This window comes from Vibrio tapetis subsp. quintayensis (assembly GCF_030409945.1).
GTDB lineage: Bacteria > Pseudomonadota > Gammaproteobacteria > Enterobacterales > Vibrionaceae > Vibrio > Vibrio quintayensis.
This window is the reverse complement of sequence record NZ_JAUFQV010000036.1, coordinates 159699-177169: the sequence shown is the minus strand read 5'-3', so window position 1 is coordinate 177169 and position 17471 is coordinate 159699. Positions and strand designations below refer to the sequence as shown.

Sequence of the window (17471 nt, the reverse complement as noted above, 5' to 3'; positions counted from 1 at the left end):
GCAAGCAATTATAAATTTGTTGTTTTTCGCTTCCTCACTCGCCCCATCTGATTACCAATACGCCCGATGAGAGCATATCAAACCTTACTCGAATAGGATTAAAGCATCGCGTATTACATTACTCGTAAACATTTGATCAAAATCAGTTGAATTATTCAAAATTCCTGATAACCTCCTCATCTTCTTAACGTTAGTGCGTTAAGGACAAACATAATCCACTAGTTGGATTCGTGTTCCGATGAAGATGTACAGGAGAGCGGAATCTCTTTAATTAGAGAGACCTACCGAAGAAGCATAGCCTTTTACTGGCAGCAGTAAATCGCCGAATCTTTCAGGTGCTGTTTTAAGTAACAGTGAGGACTGTCATTGGAGGAACCTCTGGAGAGAACCGTTAAATCGGTCGCCGAAGGAGCAAGCTCACGCACATTTTGTGTGTTGAGTGAAACTCTCAGGCAAAAGGACAGAGGAGTGAAAGGCTATACCATGTAACTCAATCTATTGAGCCATTTGCGGATCGTTGATCCCCTTTCTCTCTTCTCCTTATATGTTGTTTATTAAGGGGAAACCATGCAAGACCTATATTCATTTCTACAAATTGTCGACAACCTCGTTTGGGGTCCACCACTGCTAATTCTGTTAGTTGGTACCGGCGCATACTTCACTTTTCGACTCAACCTTTTGCAGTTCCGTCACCTGCCTACTGCACTAAAACTAGTGTTTGGCAAAAACAAAGACCAAGAAAAACAAGGTGATATTTCCAGCTTCGCCGCTTTGTGTACTGCTCTTTCGGCAACCATTGGTACGGGTAACATTGTTGGTGTTGCTACCGCTATCAAAATGGGTGGCCCTGGCGCTCTATTTTGGATGTGGCTCGCGGCTTTATTTGGCATGGCGACGAAATACGCCGAATGTTTGCTTGCGGTGAAATACCGTAAAGTTGATGATAAAGGCCAAATGGTTGGCGGACCAATGTACTACTTGCAGTACGGTGTAGGTTCAAAATTCTTAGCCGTCATGTTCGCTATTTTTGCGTTGGGAGTTGCATGCTTTGGTATTGGCACCTTCCCACAAGTGAATGCCATTTTAGACGCTAGCTATCTGTCTTTTGGGGTATCTCGTGACGTTTCTGCCATTGTTTTAACTTCACTGGTTGCCATCGTGACACTGGGCGGAATCCAGTCTATCGCTAAAGTTGCAGGTAAAGTGGTACCAACCATGGCGCTATTTTACATCCTTGCATGTATCAGTGTTTTGGCAATGAATGCAGACCAACTTGGTGCCGCGATTTCGTTAGTCGTGAGTTCTGCCTTTACCAATACTGCGGCAAGTGGTGGCTTCTTAGGCGCCAGCATAATGCTCGCAATCCAATCAGGTATTGCTCGCGGCGTGTTTTCTAACGAGTCGGGTCTTGGTAGTGCGCCAATGGCGGCGGCAGCAGCGAAAACAGACTCTTGTGTCAAACAAGGCCTGATTTCAATGACCGGTACCTTCTTCGACACCATCATCATCTGTACGATGACCGGCTTAACTCTTATTCTAACAGGTGCTTGGCAAGGCGATCTTGCTGGCGCAGAGATGACGACTTACGCCTTTTCAGTCGGCTTAGATTCTGAATCAATCGGCCCGATGATGGTATCGGTTGGTTTGATGTTCTTTGCGTTTACTACCATTCTAGGTTGGAACTACTACGGCGAGCGTTGCGTGGTTTACTTGATGGGTACCAAAGCCATTCTGCCTTACAAAATCATCTTCGTAGCGTTAGTCGCATCAGGTGCTTTCTTAAAGTTGGACATGATTTGGGTTATCGCAGACATCGTAAACGGCCTAATGGCGATTCCAAACTTAATTGGTTTGATTGCATTAAGAAGTGTCGTAATTGAAGAAACCAAGCGATTCTTTGATATTGAGTCTGGCTTACAATCCTCGAAACCAGTTCAAGCATAATCTAAAACGACAAAGTCCGCGATAACTGCGGACTTTGTTATTTCTGTCTAAGCTATGTCTATACGATGGCTGCTATAAAGGCTCTTCCATAATAAGCTTCACACCCAATGCAACCAATACCACCCCTGTTGCACCTTCAAGCCAACGAACAAACGATGTGTTACCTAACGCACCTTTCGCCCGATTGATCATAACAGCAATACTGCATTGCCAAACCATAGCGATAAAGAAGTGAATCGTCGCCATTAACAGCGATTGTAGGAATGGTGAATAATCTGGATGAATAAACTGTGGTAGAAAAGCGAGATAGAACACGGCGGTTTTCGGGTTCAGGACATTGGATAAAAAGCCTTCTTTAAGCGACTTCTTCCAATCCCCTTGTGAACCACTGTTTACCGCCTCAATTTGTAGTGCGTCGCCACCACGCCACATGGTTTTTAATGAGCCTATACCCAACCATATTAGATACGCGGCGCCAACCCATTTCATAACCATAAACATTTCAGCAGATTGCAAGAGAATGGCTGATATACCAATGGCCGAAAATGTAGCGTGCACGAACAAACCCAAGCAAATACCTAAACTGGTTATGCTCCCTTGAAGCGCACCGCTACGGCTGGTATTGCGAATAACCAAAGCCGTATCAAGCCCCGGAGTTAACGTTAGGATAGTAATGGCAATCAAAAAAGCTTCAATATTCAGTAGTTGCATAGTAAGGAACAAATAGTTAAATCATTCCATCTGTATAACAATTGTTTCAAAGATTGGAAAGCGAAGTTTACAGAAAAAAGTCGAATCAACTCGGATAGGTAACCAAATTGCACAGGATTCGTTGTTAAATAGTTGATATAGTTTGGCTTGGATTTCATTCCGCTCGTTTAAGCTACGAAATAAGGATAACCATGAGCTATTACAAAAAACTTGTCGACCACAACTTGAAGATCTCTCGCTTCAATCATCTCTCTGCTATATGTGGCTGGGATCAGGCTGCAATGATGCCTAGTGGTGGCAACCAAGCTCGCTCGGAAGCAATGGCAGAACTGTCTGTTCACGTTCACGGCCTATCAACTCAACCACAACTTGCAGAATGGTTTGACAAAGCCGAACAAGAATCTCTTTCAACGACTGAAGCCGCCAGCCTACGTGAAATGAAGCGTAACTGGAACAACAGCAACGTGCTGCCAGAAGCTCTTGTTGAAGCAAAAGCACTCGCGGGTTCTAAATGTGAACACGCATGGCGCAGCCAACGCGGCCAAAATGATTGGCAAGGTTTCGAAAAAAACTGGCGTGAAGTGGTTGAGCTTTCTCGTGAAGAATCTCAAATTCGTGCAGATGCCGCAGGCCTAACACCATACGATGCCATGCTGGATCTCTACGAACCAGGCACGAATACAGAATTTCTAGAGGGTCTGTTTGGCGATGTGAAAACATGGCTTCCTAGCCTCATTGATCAAGTGATTGAAAAACAACAGCAACAACAGAGCATTCAACCAAGTGGTACTTTTCCAACATCAAGCCAGCGCGAATTGGGTTTGGATGTAATGAAACTGCTTGGGTTCGACTTCAATCACGGTCGTCTTGATGAGAGTGTCCACCCATTTTGTGGTGGTGTGCCATCCGATGTGCGCCTGACCACGCGTTACTGCGAAAATGACTTTGTACAATCATTAATGGGCACGGTTCACGAAACAGGCCACGCTCGTTATGAACAAGGTTTACCGAAATCATTAGCAGGGCTTCCGGTTGGAGAAGCGCGTTCAATGGGTGTGCACGAATCTCAATCTCTATTTTTTGAAATGCAGCTAGGTCGTAGTGATGCGTTCATTAAAACTCTGTCTGAAAAAGCCGCACAGTACTTCGGACGTCAATCCGATTCTGCTTTCTCTTATGATAACTTCCACAAACTTTACACCAAAGTGGATAAAGGCTTTATCCGTGTCGATGCCGATGAGCTAACCTACCCGGCCCACGTTATTCTTCGCTATGAAATTGAACGTGACCTGATCAACGGTAAAATTTCTCATACTGATGTACCAGAGCTTTGGGCCGCGAAGATGAAACAATACTTGGGCCTTGATACGGTAGGTAACTACACCAATGGGTGCATGCAAGACATTCACTGGACTGACGGCGCATTCGGATACTTCCCAAGTTACACGCTTGGTGCTATGTATGCTGCGCAACAAATGGCAACGGTTAAAAAGCATCTGAACGTTGAAGACGTGATTAACTCTGGTGATTTGACACCAATCTTTGATTGGCTAGGTACAAACATTTGGAATAAAGCGAGTACGCTTTCAACCAATGAATTGATGATTCAAGCGACAGGTGAAGTATTGAATCCTAGCTTCTTTAAAAAGCACTTAGAAGATCGCTACTTGTAACGAATACCGTTATTCCAAAATTAGCATTTCAAGGGCGCATATCAACTCGTATATGCGCCCTTTTTCTATATACTAGGCTAAACATTCACCAGTTTGCTATCGAGAAAAACTATGTTTAAAAATCTACAAGTTGCACTTTTTGCCTTCATCCTTTTGTTTGGCTCTTTTGCAATGGCGTCGGAACGAGCAGAGCAAGGTTGGCAACTGATAGAACAAGGTGCTCTGATCGTCGATGTACGAACGCCTCAAGAATTCGTTGAAGGGCATTTAGACAACGCGCTTAATCTCCCATTGCATGAACTTGATAAGCACTTTTCATCTATCGACAAAGACAGCGTTATTGTTTTGTACTGCAGAAGCGGCAACCGTTCAGGCCAAGCATTCAATTACCTACGCGAACAAGGATTTACTAACTTGCACAATTCGGGGGGTTTACAGGAAATGCTAACAAATCGCTAAAACAGTTCTGCATGGATGAGATTTGATATTAGTGAGACTCTACGTAATCAATGCTGCGATCGATAACTCTTTCATGGGAGTACAAAAAAGCGACTCTAACCGAAGTTATAAGTCGCTCTTAGTATACGATGCGCTTAGGTCACAACTTCTTATAGGAAGTGAACCGTCGCTGTTAGGTTGAATGATCCAATATTACCGGCATCTGTTTTGAAGTTCTGATAAGAACCCCCTACAGACAGAATATCAAACATAAAATATTCAACACCTACGCCATACATTGCGTCAGTACCATCTTGGTTTTTAGCTCCTGACTGCTCACCTTTATAGCTGTGTACGCCCGCTTTACCATACACATGCAAAGGACCTAAGTCGATACTTGGCTTAACAGCAAAGTAGTATGAGCTCATATCCAAGTCATTGATTTTACCGTGGTTGTTGTAACCCGCTTCTAAACCAATGATTGGAAGAATGCCTGTACCAACATGAAAACCAGCCGCTGTCGCGTTCTTACCATCTAGATCAGATTGGCCAACGTTCGCACCCGCGTATAACCATGAATCAGCAGAAGCTGTTGTTGCTACGCCAGTTAGTGCTAATGCTAATAGAATCTTTTTCATTTCTTTCCTACTACTTCAAACTCGAACAAAATGCACACATACCCATCAAGCTAAATAGCGTGGGTATTCTTCAATCCATACTGCATTTATCGACCAAAATGGAAAAAGCTTTAATCCCTACAAACTTTTTGAACTCATTGAATGCCTTAACTGGCACTCACTCAAAATTTGAGGCTGATTCTATAACTTTTTTGCTAGAGTAATCAAACCTATTGCAATACGTATTTACAACTCAGCGTAGTTCTGACATAAAAACTACAAAGGCACCGGAACTTCGGTGCCTAAGACTGTAAGACTAAACCGTGGAGCTTATAAGAAATGGAACGTCGCGGTTAGTGCGAGCTGGTCAGAATTGACATCCGCTGTATTACCGCCCATCTTAAATTGTGTCCACGAAGCGCCGACTGAAAGATTGTCGATCAGGTAGTATTCTGCACCAAAGCCGTACATGAGATCCGTTCCAGTGTCATCACTTGAAGCACTACTGATCTGTTGGCTCCACGAGTGAAAGCCTGCTTTTGCATATACTTGTATTGGACCGACATCAATACTTGGCTTCGCTGCCACATAAATTGTCGATGCTTCGATGTTTACAGAGCCGACAGAAGCATCACCCAGTTTTTGATAACCCGCTTCGATACCAATGAAAGGTAGGATACCAGTTCCTACGTGAGCACCAAACACCGTAGATTTGTCCGAATCGATGCTTGCCTGGCCAACGTTTGCCCCAGCATAAATTAATGCATCGGCCGCTGCCGTTGAAGACATGCCAGCCAATGCCACTGCGATAAGAATCTTTTTCATGCTTATACCTTTATTAATCCATTGAATTACAAGCCATATATGGCTTTGATTATCCAAACTTAGCGCCCTAATGAGGCGTTAAATCATTGTCAGCTATTTTTTGACGCTGTGTTATTCCCTTAACCTATGCAAAGTATATGCCTAAATAATAAACGTTAGAAATCAGAGATAACGTTCTTCACTCGCTTGTCAGACACGGGATAAGGGGTGCCTAACTGCTGGGCAAAAAAGCTCACTCGAAGTTCTTCCAGCATCCAACGAACTTCTTTAATCGGTTCTGGTACTGGCACGCCTTTCGGGATCTTATTCAACAGCTCTTTATAGTCGTTCGTTACCGATTCAATTCGGATCATGTGCAATCGATCTTTATTTGGGTCGATCGGTAGTTTTTCCATTCTACGCTCAATTGCTTTCATATAGCGAAGAATATCGGGCAAGCGTTTCCAGCCACATTCTGTTGCAAAACCTTTGAAGATCAAGCTTTCAATTTGAGCTTTGATATCAGAAAGCGCAAACGCCATGGTAAAGTCTACTTTGCCTTTCAGCTTTTTGTTGATAGCAAATGCCGTGGTCAAAATAGTTTCTACTTGTTGGGCTATATCGACAACAGTGTCGCCAAGCTCCGCTCTGATCTTTTCTTTAGTTTGTTCGAACTGTTCTGGATCCCAAGCCATGCCACCATTTTGCTCAAGCAACTTATCAATGCCACAAGAGATACAATCATCAATTAAATCAAGCACCTTGCCGTAAGGGTTAAAGTACAAGCCAAGTTTGGATTTATTTGGCAAGTTAGAGTGCAGATACTTTATGGGTGATGGCACATTCAATAACACTAAACGACGCTGGCCTTGTCGCATGGCAGAATGTTGTTCTTGCTCGGTTTCAAACAGCTTTATTTCAACACTGTCTTTATTATCAACCAAAGCGGGATAGGCTTTGACTTCAAAACCACCACGTTTTTGCTGGTAGACTTTTGGCAATTCGCCAAAGCTCCATGTGTGCAGACCTTGTTGTTCAATATCGTCATCCGCTACTTGTGATAGCGTTTCTTGAACCTTATCTTTCAAGCTCTCTTTGAGTTCGTAAATATTTTTGTGTTCTTTTAGCTTACGATTACGATGGTCAACCGCACGATAGGTAACTTTTAGGTGATCTGGAATTTGCTCTAACTTCCAGTCTTCTCGTAATACTTCAACACCTGTAATTCGGCGAAGCTCTTTCTCTAACGCATCTAACAATGGCGCTTCCATTGGCGTTACACGAGCCAAAAATGCGTCTGCATAATTTGGAGCAGGCACAAAATTTCGGCGCAACGTCTTAGGCAAAGACTTAATTAAGCTAACTACTAACTCATGACGTAAGCCCGGGATCTGCCAATCAAACCCGGTTTGATCCACCTGATTCAAAATAGGTAATGGTAAGTGTACGGTTACACCATCGTTGTCGTCGCCGGGTTCAAATTGATAGCTCAACTTAAGTTTTAAACCATCTTGATGCCAGAAGTTTGGGTAATCCAAATCAGTAATGTGGCTGGCATCACCTTTGAATAACATCTCTTTTTCAAAGTTCAGTAACTCAGGTTCTGATTTAGATTTAGCTTTCCACCAGCTATCAAAGTGCTTACCCGAAACGGCTTCGGTGCTTACACGTTGGTCATAGAAATCGGCCAACTCATCGTCGTCGATCAAAATGTCACGGCGACGAGATTTATGTTCTAACTCTTCAACCTCTTGCAAAAGCTTACGGTTTTGCTTGAAGAACTTGTGCTTTGTTTCCCACTCACCTTCAACCAGCGCAGAACGAATGAAAATTTCTCGGCTGACGACAGGATCGATACTGCCATAATTAATGGTGCGCTTAGGCACAATTGGGATGCCATATAGCATCACTTTTTCGTGCGCCATTACCGCGGCTTGCTTCTTAGACCAATGCGGTTCGCTATAGCTCCGCTTTATTAAGTGCTTAGCTAACGGCTCAATCCATTCTGGTTGTATTTTCGCAATAATGCGCCCCCAGAGCTTCGACGTTTCAACCAACTCAGCAGACATGATCCACTTAGGTTGCTTCTTGAATAGCCCAGATGCAGGGAAAATATTGAAGCGAGCATTACGCGCACCCTGATACTCATTTTTCTCTTGGTCTTTAACACCAATATGAGACAACAACCCAACCAATAAGGCGCTATGAATGCTCTGGTAGCTACCGGCCTGAGAGTTAAGTTTAGTGTCCATCTCCCTCATGGCTTGATGAACTTGAAAGTACACATCTTGCCATTCACGTACGCGCAAATAGTTAAGGTACTCTTTCTTACACTGCTTGCGGAATTGGTTACCAGACAGCTCTTTTTGCTGTTCTTGAATGTAATCCCACAGATTTACAAATGTAATGAAATCCGATTCTTTGTCATTAAAGCGGCGATGTTGCTCGTCAGCGGCTTGCTGTTTTTCACTTGGACGTTCACGAGGATCTTGAATAGACAACGCAGAAACGATAACCATCACTTCCTTAAGGCAACCGATTCGAGACGCTTCGATCACCATACGAGCCAAACGAGGATCAATCGGTAAACGAGCAATCTGACGACCTAATGGAGTCAGTCGCTTTTTAGAGTCTTCATCTTTCTTAGAACTGACGGCAAGCGCCCCCAATTCTTCCAACAAGCGAACACCATCTTGAATGTTGCGTTTGTCTGGTGCTTCAACAAATGGAAAGGCTTGAATATCGCCCAAACCTAATGCGGTCATTTGCAAAATAACCGATGCTAAGTTGGTTCTTAAGATTTCAGGATCGGTAAATTCAGGGCGAGATAAGAAATCGTCCTCTGAATACAATCTAATACAAATACCTTCGTCAACACGGCCACAACGGCCTTTACGTTGATTGGCACTTGCCTGAGAAATCGCTTCAATTGGCAGGCGTTGGACTTTAGTTTTGTAACTATAACGGCTAATTCTCGCCGTACCTGGGTCAATAACATACTTAATACCAGGTACTGTCAGTGACGTTTCAGCCACGTTCGTTGCCAGTACAATTCGGCGTCCAGAATGAGATTGAAATATTTTGTTTTGTTCCGCTGAAGATAAGCGCGCATACAAAGGCACAACTTCAGTATCACGGATTTTGCGCTTGGTTAAGGCATCGGCGGTATCGCGAATTTCTCGCTCACCGTTCATGAAGATCAGGATGTCCCCTAGCCCTTCATCGCACAACTCGTCAACCGCTTCAAAGATACCTTCAAGTTGGTCTCTGTCGTTTTCTCCGTCATCTGCATTCAACGGACGGTAGCGTGTTTCAACAGGGTAAGTTCGACCTGACACTTCGATGATCGGCGCATCTCTAAAGTGCTTTGAGAATCGTTGCGGGTCAATAGTAGCCGAAGTGATAATAACTTTGAGGTCAGGACGACGAGGAAGCAGTTCTTTTAAGTAACCCAAAATGAAATCGATGTTTAAGCTGCGTTCGTGAGCTTCATCAATAATGATGGTGTCGTATTGATTGAGAAAACGGTCGTGTTGAATTTCAGCCAGCAAAATACCGTCTGTCATCAATTTAATTTGGGTGTTATCAGAAATCTGGTCGTTAAAACGAACTTTATAACCAACAAACTCACCGAGCTTGGTTTCCATCTCTTCAGCAATACGGTTTGCAACTGAGCGTGCTGCTAGTCTACGAGGTTGTGTGTGGCCAATAAGCCCATATTTGCCTCGTCCTATTTCGCTGCATATTTTAGGCAGTTGCGTCGTTTTACCCGAACCCGTTTCACCTGCGATAATAACTACTTGGTTTTCTTCGATCGCTTTAGCAATGTCGTCACGCTTTTGACTAACAGGAAGCAGTTCTGGGTATTCGATTTTAGCGCTTGCAGTAATACGTTGCTGCGCCGTCATCATAGACTTGGCAATGTCCATTGCAATTTCATCAAATACCGCATTACGAGATTCGTCTTTTTTAATCTTACTCGCACCAAAAATTCGCTTTTGCAAACGAAAACGGTCTTTGAACATGCATTCTTTTAGTGCTGCTTTAAGGCTTGCAGCGCTGTTTTGTTGTTTTTTTGGCTGTGACGAGGTCAAAGCAATACCTATCTAACTAAGACTTTAAAAATTGGCGCGATTGTACCACACACCATTCAATTCCTTAATCTTTCCGCCTTGTTCGATTTTTTTGAACATGATGAGCACATTTTTCGCCTTATCTCGATTTCAGCATTCGCATAACATCTATCTCAACAACACTGCCTGTTGATGAAAATATAAGGAATACAATATGTCTCGCTTACTCGTACTTAAATCAAGCATCCTTGGTGGCTACTCTCAATCGAATCAAATAATCGAACAACTAACTGAAACTCAGGATAGCGAGCAGATAATTGAACGCGATCTCGTACAAGATGCACTACCAATGCTAGACATGAATGTTGCAACTGCACTTCGTGGCGGAGATGAATTAAGCACTGAACAACAAGAAATTTTGGCTCTGTCTAACAAACTAATAGAAGAAATCAAACAATCAGATACCTTAATCATTGCCGCGCCAATGTACAACTTTACCGTACCGACGCAGCTTAAAAACTGGGTTGATATGATCGCCCGAGCAGGCGTCACTTTCGCTTATACTGAACAAGGTCCAAAAGGACTACTTGAGAACAAAAAAGCCGTTATCGTTACCACTCGTGGTGGTATCCATAAAGACGCAGCAACAGACATCATCACACCATACCTAACAACGGTGCTTGGCTTCGTTGGCATTACTGACCTAGAGTTTGTTTATGCAGAAGCATTGAACATGGGTGATGAGATGGCAAAACAAGGCCTAGACAGCGCGAAGCAACAAATCAGCGCCCTATCCCTGTAACCTGTAACCTGTAACCTGTAACCTGTAACCTGTAACTCAAAATAACAAAGGGTCAGCACTATGCTGACCCTTTCTGTGTAATTAACACTACATCACTTCGTTATCGCGTTAACTAAAAATCATACTGTAAGTAAATTGTATTGTAGTTACTGCCACCTTTGATACGCCCGAACTGAGAAGCCTTTTCAAAGATGGACGAACGATGATGCAATGCATAACCAATCCACATACTTTCCCAATCAGACTTACCTACGATGTCACCCACGTTGATATCAAAAGAGATATCGAGATAGTTCATCAGTGGACTACCATTTGCGTACTCTTTTTTCTCAAGCTCACTACTTTCAATATGTGTTGGGTGTTGAACATATGAAACCCCTTCTGCCACACCGAACTTCCAACGTACAGGCCAATCAAATGTGTAGTACGCTTTAATAGCCACAACGTATTCTGGGCTCGATTTCTGCGTATCACTTTGCCAATGCCATGCGACACCCGGAGTTAAGTAGACATCCAATGGTAAGCCAAATAATTCGTCTGTCAGCGGATGACCATAGAAGAATGAGGTCATTTTATTGTTGTTTGGATCTTGCTCACCCTTGCCCTGAAAGATGTCTCCCATATCTGATGGCGTTGCAAACCCTTGCGCAATTCGCATATAAGGCTTTGCGCCTATTTCAGATTTTCTCTGTACGCTTTTATCATTAGCAAAACCAAAACCAACAAAATATTCACTTGCCCATTGTTCGTTAACGGCACTTGCTCCATAAGCTGCGCCATCTAAACGAGTTGCGTAAGCTGAACCCATTAAGTACAGATTTGAAGTTACGTGATAACGAGCTTCAAAACCCATCTTGAAGTCAACGCCACCACCGATACGCTCGCCTGTTAGGCTTTCGGCGGCATAATATTGCGAGTTGAAGTCGCTGGTCTTGTAACGCATTTGAACGCTTGGTTTAAAATCCCAGTTTTCGGTCGCGTATTCGCCGGTAGCCCTAACATTACCATGGAAACGACCATAGCTATCGCTCAGCACCTCGACATCCGCATACCAAAATTCGTCCATGTCACGGCGATACTGAACACCTAAATCAAACACATCGCCACCGAATTCGTTTTGCTTCGACGCAGGCAGATCAACAAAGCGTAGGCGAGTAAATGCGTTTACCTGCCAATCATCTTGCTGGTATAGATGCGCCCCCCCCTCTAGCCCGTCCATATAAAAGCGTTCACCCTGATAGTAGAACATCGGGACAAAAGTACTCACCGATGTATCAGAGGTCCCTGGAAATTCATGGACAAGAGATGCCGAACGATAAGCAGCACTCAAGCCCCATTCCTGCTCAGATTGAGCAAGCGCAAGAGGTGAAGAAAGAACGGAAACAGCGCAAAGGGTTACGGTCGGTTTATTTAGAAGCAGTTTATTAAAAAGCATGGATGCCAATACTCATGTCTAACAATGACAAATTGAAATTTCGAAGATGAAATGGAACTAATTGATTCTTATATCAAGATATATAGCTAAAAAGCGCAATTTACTTTAAGATGCTCGCCACTTTGCCGCTACAATAACGTATATAGCGACGTATAATATAAAAAATCATTGTGAAAGTATCGGAATTATTACAATTACTTAAGAATCTTCCAAACGACCTCGATCTAGATGTGGTTACTGGAGAAGAATGGCTGCCAGAACGTCTGCTTTCAACTAAGCAAGATGGCGATTTTCTATTCCTCGAATTTGACAGTCAGCCAGAAGATGTTGGAGGCGAGATCGAAGCTCGAGGCTTCGTAGAACATGAAGTGGTGATGCTAAAAGACAAAATAGTACAGCTGCTCAACGAGTCCGATGATGTCAGTGTCAAAGCCGATGCATTGCTGACTTTGTTGCTCATCAGCCATGAAAACTCCTCCTCTGACGTCATAGAAATCCTAGAAGAAGACGCAAATCAACCTTAATGAACTTTCGGCAGTCTTGAACGCCTTTATCTACAATCCAAATAATAACAGGAAGCCAAGTGCTTCCTTTTATTATTGCGACTATCAGTAAGCCCGTCTCTAGATCTCCTTTAGCCTTTAGCCTTTAGCCTTTAGCCTTTAGCCAAATTTAAACCGCCTGCCAAATGGCACCAACTCCACTCGCCGCGCACAATACCAACGCCCCGTAACGGATCCATTGTTTGGAGAACCGGTCAACACACTTACTCGCCAAGAAATACCCTAACCAAGCCGCCGGAATCAATGGCAAGGTAATTTCAACATGCTGCCAAGTTAAAAAACCGATAGGGATCTGCACAATAAGGGAAATGATTGAACTGAATACAAAAAATGCGGAGAGGTTACCTCGCAATGCGTTCGCATCTTGATGTTGAAGCAGTAGTGCCATCGGTGGCCCACCAATACTCGAACTGGTTCCCATGAAACCAGAAAAGAACCCCGCGATCCCCATTCGCATCGGTGTCGGTTCAATTCGAAATGGCAACAAACTCACCGCAACCGCCACCAATACGAAAATACCAAGCCACAATGACAAACTGGAAACCGAGACGTATAAAAGCAACGCACCACCAGCAATAGAGCCCGGAACTCGGCCTATGATCGCGGCTTTTAACCCACCCAAAGACACATTAGATTTGTGTTTGTACGCATTAAGTAAGGATATAAACAGCGCGACCAAACAAATAGGTGCTGGAACATAGAGCGGTGAAATCAAAAACAAAAGTGGAGCAGCGACAATGGCTAAACCAAAACCAATAGCGCTTTGTACAAATGAGCCAAGAAAAATAAGCCCCATAGCGATTAATGTTGTAGATTCCATACTCATCACCTCGGCGAAATAGGCCTGTATTCTATCGGCAGCTTACTGATATATCGAGCAATATCGAACTTGCTTAATGTAAAATGAATGGAAGAAAAACGAGCAAGCCTTGTTTTTACCACAAATGGACACTATTTATGTAAGTAGATGTTAGCAAACAAGAGAATCGATATGATTGGTGTACTATCTAAAATATTCAAACAACTAGTAGAGGGACAAGATCTCGCTGCAAGCAACAAATCAAATCCAGATCTTGCTATTGCTTCACTGTTTTGTGAAGTAGCGAACGCCGATCATAATGTAGGTAAAGCAGAGCATGCCGCAAAGATATCAATGCTAATGAAAGTGTTAGAAGTAGATGAAGCAAGAGCAAACAGCTTGCTTGAATCTGCCATGGCCCTGTCTGAAGATTCTGCATCATTATACGATTTCACTTCACAGTTAAGACATTTAGAACAGGAAGAACGCTTTTCTATCATCAAAGCCATGTGGCAAGTCGCTTACGCTGATGGCGAACTTGATCCAATGGAAGAAGCGGTGATTAGAAAAGTCGCGGAATTACTTTATGTCGATCACGCTGAATTTATTCGCGCCAAATTGCAGGTGACAGGCTAAGTCCCCTAGCGATTAAACGCAGTTAGATAAACTAGAAAAAAGCCTCATTTACCATAAATGAGGCTGTGACTTTTCAGGCAAGTTAACACTGTAAAACGTTAATCAGCAAACAAATGGCAAGTCACGAGGTGTTCCTTACCATTGGCACCCAGATTGTGCACTTGAGGCACCTCTTTACTGCACCGAGAAGTGGCCTTCTTACAACGTGTTCTAAACGTACAGCCACTTGGTGGGGCAAGCGGTGACGGCACATCGCCTTCTAACGGAATCGTCTCTGAAGTAATGGTTGGATCAGGCACCGGAATCGCCGACAACAACGCTTGCGTGTACGGGTGCTTAGGATTTCGATATAGCTCTTCCGCTGGCGCTTTTTCTACCATGCGTCCCAGGTACATCACGCCTACTTCGTCGCAAATGTGCTGTACCACTGCCAAATCGTGGGCAATGAACAAAAACGAAATACCTTTCTTCTCTTGCAACTCTGCAATCAAGTTAAGTACTTGTGCTTGAACTGACACATCTAATGCAGAAACGGGCTCATCTGCAACAATAAACTTAGGCTCTAGTACCAAAGCCCTGGCGATGCCTACCCTCTGCCTTTGACCACCAGAAAACTCATGAGGGTAGCGATTAAGTGCTTGAGGTCGCAGACCCACAATAGCCATCACTTCTGCGATTTTTGCTTCTCGCTCCTCAATCGTACCGATTTGGTGCGTATCTAAAGGCTCACGCAATATGTCATGAATGGTCATTCTAGGGCTTAAAGACGCAAACGGATCTTGAAAGATTATCTGCATGTCTTTGCGAAGCGCTTTTAAACTCTTTGCATCTAAATCGACCACATTCTGGCCGTTAATTTTCACACTGCCAGATGTCGGTTCTAATAGGCGAAGCACACAGCGACCTAAAGTCGATTTACCGCAACCAGACTCGCCAACCAAACCCAACGTTTTGCCTTTTTCTATTTTAAAGCTAACGTCATCAACCGCCTTGCATACCCCTTGATTACGCTTAAAGAAGCTCTTGCCCACGGTAAAGTGTTTTTTGAGCCCAGAAACTTCTAATAGAACATCGGTCATGACATCGCTCCTACCAATTGGCGTTGATCTTCATAGTTAAAACACGCCACTTGATGCCCACTTTCTCCCAATAATTTAGGCGAACTTTGATGGCAATGAGCAGAGACTTTGTCACACCGATCCGCGAAGCGACAACCATTTGGTAAATGGAATAGATCGGGGACTACTCCTTCAATCGTTGGAAGACGCGGTATTTTCTTATCGCGAACAATAGGGATAGACTTCAGTAACCCTTGCGTATAAGGGTGTTTAGGTTTGGCAAAAATATCCTCAACTCGGCCTTGCTCGATCACTTCACCACAATACATCACCACTACTCGCTTACAAGACTCAGCAACCACACCCAAATCATGGGTCACAAGTACGACCGCCATATTCAGTTCTTTTTGCAGGCGTACCATCTCTTTCATTACTTGCGCTTGAATGGTCACGTCTAGCGCTGTCGTTGGCTCATCCGCTAGCAACAGTGAAGGCTTGCACGAAAGAGCCATCGCAATCATAACGCGCTGGCGCATGCCGCCAGAAAGCTGATGTGGGTACTCGTTAACACGTTGCTCCGGAGCAGGAATGCCAACCGTTCTTAGCATTTCAATTGCACGTTCTTTTGCTTCCGCTTTAGATACCTTGTTATGGTTACGAATAACGTCGATCATTTGAGTACTGATCTTAAGCACCGGATTCAGGGCAGTCATTGGCTCTTGGAAAATCATCGAGATATCGTTGCCACGAATTTTCCGATATTCCTTCTCGCTGAGCCCAATTAATTCGCGACCTTGAAATTGAATACTGCCGTCCACTATTCTTCCAGGAGGAGACGGAACTAGCCCCATAATAGATAGCGAACTGACCGACTTTCCGCAGCCTGATTCACCCACAATACCAATAGTTTCCCCGGGCATTACTTCGAAGCTCGCGCCATTAATCGCCCTCACCACGCCTTTATCGGTTTTAAATTCTACCGTTAAGTTTTCGACCTTTAACAAGGGTTCATACTGAGACATGATCAAACCTTCCTTGGGTCTAGTGCATCTTGCAGTGAATCTGAAAACATGTTGAATGCCAAAACCAACACAAACAGCATGCCAGAAGCGGCAAAGAAGTTACTGAAATGGCCCGCCGTCACTTCGCCGCTTGCTTCAGAAATCATTAAGCCCCAACTAATGCTGTCTTTAATACCTAAGCCTAAAAAGCTTAAGATCACTTCACTCTTAATTGCTGTGATAAAGAGCAACGTCATTTCAACCAACAAAATGTGCGTTGTATTGGGCATTAAGTGCTTAAAGATGATTTTGTAGGTCGGAACCCCTAACGAATGCGCCGCTTCGGTAAATTCCATATTCTTAAGCTTAATAACTTCACCACGTACCACCCTTGCTGTACCCGTCCAAAATGCAAACATCATGGCGATATGCATTGAATAAGGATTTCCATCAAGGGCCACCGCGATCGCTGCGACCAATAAGAAATACGGTACACAGTCAATACTATTCATTATCCATAAGACAAATTCATCTAGCACCGTACCAGAATAGTAACCCATGAATGAACCTGCTATCGCACCAATTGCAGTTGCAAACAAAGCGACAATCAAGCCAACTTCAAAAGCTGTTTTGGTGCTATAGATGGCGCGCTGAAATATATCTTGCCCGTTGATGGTTGTGCCAAACCAGTACTCTGCGGTTGGCCCCATTTGACCACTGGCTAATAACTCATCCCATTGCTGGGCAATCAAGCCGCTCCACACCAAAATAGCAATAACAAAATACGCACTAACTACAAAGAGGCTCACCATACCTAGGCGATCTCGTTTGAATTTTTGAAAAGCTTTACTCCACAGAGATTCACGTTTGAGCGGTTTTTCTACTGGCTCAACGTTGAGTATATCCGTCATAAAAAT

General features: G+C 43.7%; 15 protein-coding genes and 1 riboswitch. Of the genes, 6 read left to right on the top strand and 9 right to left on the bottom strand.

The window, feature by feature from the left end; genetic code table 11:
* Window positions 1-368: 368 nt before the first annotated feature.
* Window positions 369-474, top strand: a riboswitch (glycine riboswitch).
* A gap of 93 nt (window positions 475-567) precedes the next feature.
* Window positions 568-1944: an alanine/glycine:cation symporter family protein gene (locus QWZ04_RS19805; protein WP_290329967.1), complete on the top strand. Its 1377-nt coding sequence runs from the start codon at window positions 568-570 to the stop codon at window positions 1942-1944.
* Between the two features lie 72 nt (window positions 1945-2016).
* On the opposite strand, the gene QWZ04_RS19800 is transcribed toward QWZ04_RS19805, so the two are convergent.
* Entirely contained in the window at window positions 2017-2655 is a 639-nt protein-coding gene (locus QWZ04_RS19800; RefSeq protein WP_290329966.1) for a LysE family translocator, read from the bottom strand.
* Between the two features lie 191 nt (window positions 2656-2846).
* Between QWZ04_RS19800 and QWZ04_RS19795 the strand changes: the two genes are divergently transcribed.
* Both QWZ04_RS19795 and QWZ04_RS19790 read left to right on the top strand, forming a co-directional pair.
* Window positions 2847-4328, top strand: coding sequence for a carboxypeptidase M32 (locus tag QWZ04_RS19795; RefSeq protein WP_290329965.1), 1482 nt, complete (start codon window positions 2847-2849; stop codon window positions 4326-4328).
* Between the two features lie 111 nt (window positions 4329-4439).
* Window positions 4440-4787 (top strand): rhodanese-like domain-containing protein, encoded by a 348-nt coding sequence (locus QWZ04_RS19790; RefSeq protein ID WP_435433637.1) that lies wholly within the window; start codon window positions 4440-4442, stop codon window positions 4785-4787.
* Window positions 4788-4936: 149 nt separating this feature from the next.
* Here QWZ04_RS19790 and QWZ04_RS19785 read toward each other — a convergent pair whose 3' ends face one another.
* The 3 genes from QWZ04_RS19785 to hrpA form a co-directional block, all read right to left on the bottom strand.
* Complete coding sequence (locus QWZ04_RS19785; RefSeq protein WP_290329964.1) at window positions 4937-5404, bottom strand: outer membrane beta-barrel protein; 468 nt, start codon at window positions 5402-5404, stop codon at window positions 4937-4939.
* A gap of 309 nt (window positions 5405-5713) precedes the next feature.
* Window positions 5714-6208 carry a porin family protein gene (locus QWZ04_RS19780; RefSeq protein WP_290329963.1) on the bottom strand — a complete coding sequence of 165 codons (495 nt, stop codon included), beginning with the start codon at window positions 6206-6208 and terminating at the stop codon, window positions 5714-5716.
* A 155-nt stretch (window positions 6209-6363) separates the two neighbouring features.
* Window positions 6364-10281 carry an ATP-dependent RNA helicase HrpA gene (gene hrpA / locus QWZ04_RS19775; protein WP_290329962.1) on the bottom strand — a complete coding sequence of 1306 codons (3918 nt, stop codon included), beginning with the start codon at window positions 10279-10281 and terminating at the stop codon, window positions 6364-6366.
* Between the two features lie 193 nt (window positions 10282-10474).
* On the opposite strand from hrpA, the gene QWZ04_RS19770 reads away from it, so the two are divergent.
* The gene (locus tag QWZ04_RS19770) at window positions 10475-11062 is read left to right on the top strand and encodes an FMN-dependent NADH-azoreductase (protein ID WP_290329961.1); all 588 of its coding nucleotides are present in this window, start codon (window positions 10475-10477) and stop codon (window positions 11060-11062) included.
* Window positions 11063-11174: 112 nt separating this feature from the next.
* On the opposite strand, the gene QWZ04_RS19765 is transcribed toward QWZ04_RS19770, so the two are convergent.
* Window positions 11175-12497 (bottom strand): MipA/OmpV family protein, encoded by a 1323-nt coding sequence (locus tag QWZ04_RS19765; RefSeq protein ID WP_290329960.1) that lies wholly within the window; start codon window positions 12495-12497, stop codon window positions 11175-11177.
* A 170-nt stretch (window positions 12498-12667) separates the two neighbouring features.
* Here QWZ04_RS19765 and QWZ04_RS19760 point away from each other — a divergent pair, with 170 nt between their 5' ends.
* Window positions 12668-13021, top strand: a complete 354-nt coding sequence (locus QWZ04_RS19760) for a VC1380 family protein (RefSeq protein ID WP_290329959.1) — start codon at window positions 12668-12670, stop codon at window positions 13019-13021.
* Window positions 13022-13169: 148 nt separating this feature from the next.
* On the opposite strand, the gene QWZ04_RS19755 is transcribed toward QWZ04_RS19760, so the two are convergent.
* Window positions 13170-13880 carry a sulfite exporter TauE/SafE family protein gene (locus tag QWZ04_RS19755; RefSeq protein ID WP_435433636.1) on the bottom strand — a complete coding sequence of 237 codons (711 nt, stop codon included), beginning with the start codon at window positions 13878-13880 and terminating at the stop codon, window positions 13170-13172.
* Window positions 13881-14051: 171 nt separating this feature from the next.
* On the opposite strand from QWZ04_RS19755, the gene QWZ04_RS19750 reads away from it, so the two are divergent.
* Entirely contained in the window at window positions 14052-14495 is a 444-nt protein-coding gene (locus tag QWZ04_RS19750; RefSeq protein WP_290329957.1) for a tellurite resistance TerB family protein, read from the top strand.
* A 98-nt stretch (window positions 14496-14593) separates the two neighbouring features.
* Here QWZ04_RS19750 and QWZ04_RS19745 read toward each other — a convergent pair whose 3' ends face one another.
* Genes QWZ04_RS19745 through QWZ04_RS19735 form a run of 3 tightly spaced genes read right to left on the bottom strand, consistent with a single transcriptional unit; the run spans window position 14594 to window position 17465 of the window.
* Entirely contained in the window at window positions 14594-15574 is a 981-nt protein-coding gene (locus QWZ04_RS19745; RefSeq protein WP_290329956.1) for an ABC transporter ATP-binding protein, read from the bottom strand.
* Complete coding sequence (locus QWZ04_RS19740; RefSeq protein WP_290329955.1) at window positions 15571-16575, bottom strand: ABC transporter ATP-binding protein; 1005 nt, start codon at window positions 16573-16575, stop codon at window positions 15571-15573. The genes QWZ04_RS19745 and QWZ04_RS19740 overlap by 4 nt, the downstream gene beginning before the upstream one ends.
* A gap of 2 nt (window positions 16576-16577) precedes the next feature.
* Complete coding sequence (locus QWZ04_RS19735) at window positions 16578-17465, bottom strand: ABC transporter permease (protein WP_290329954.1); 888 nt, start codon at window positions 17463-17465, stop codon at window positions 16578-16580.
* Between the last annotated feature and the right edge of the window lie 6 nt (window positions 17466-17471).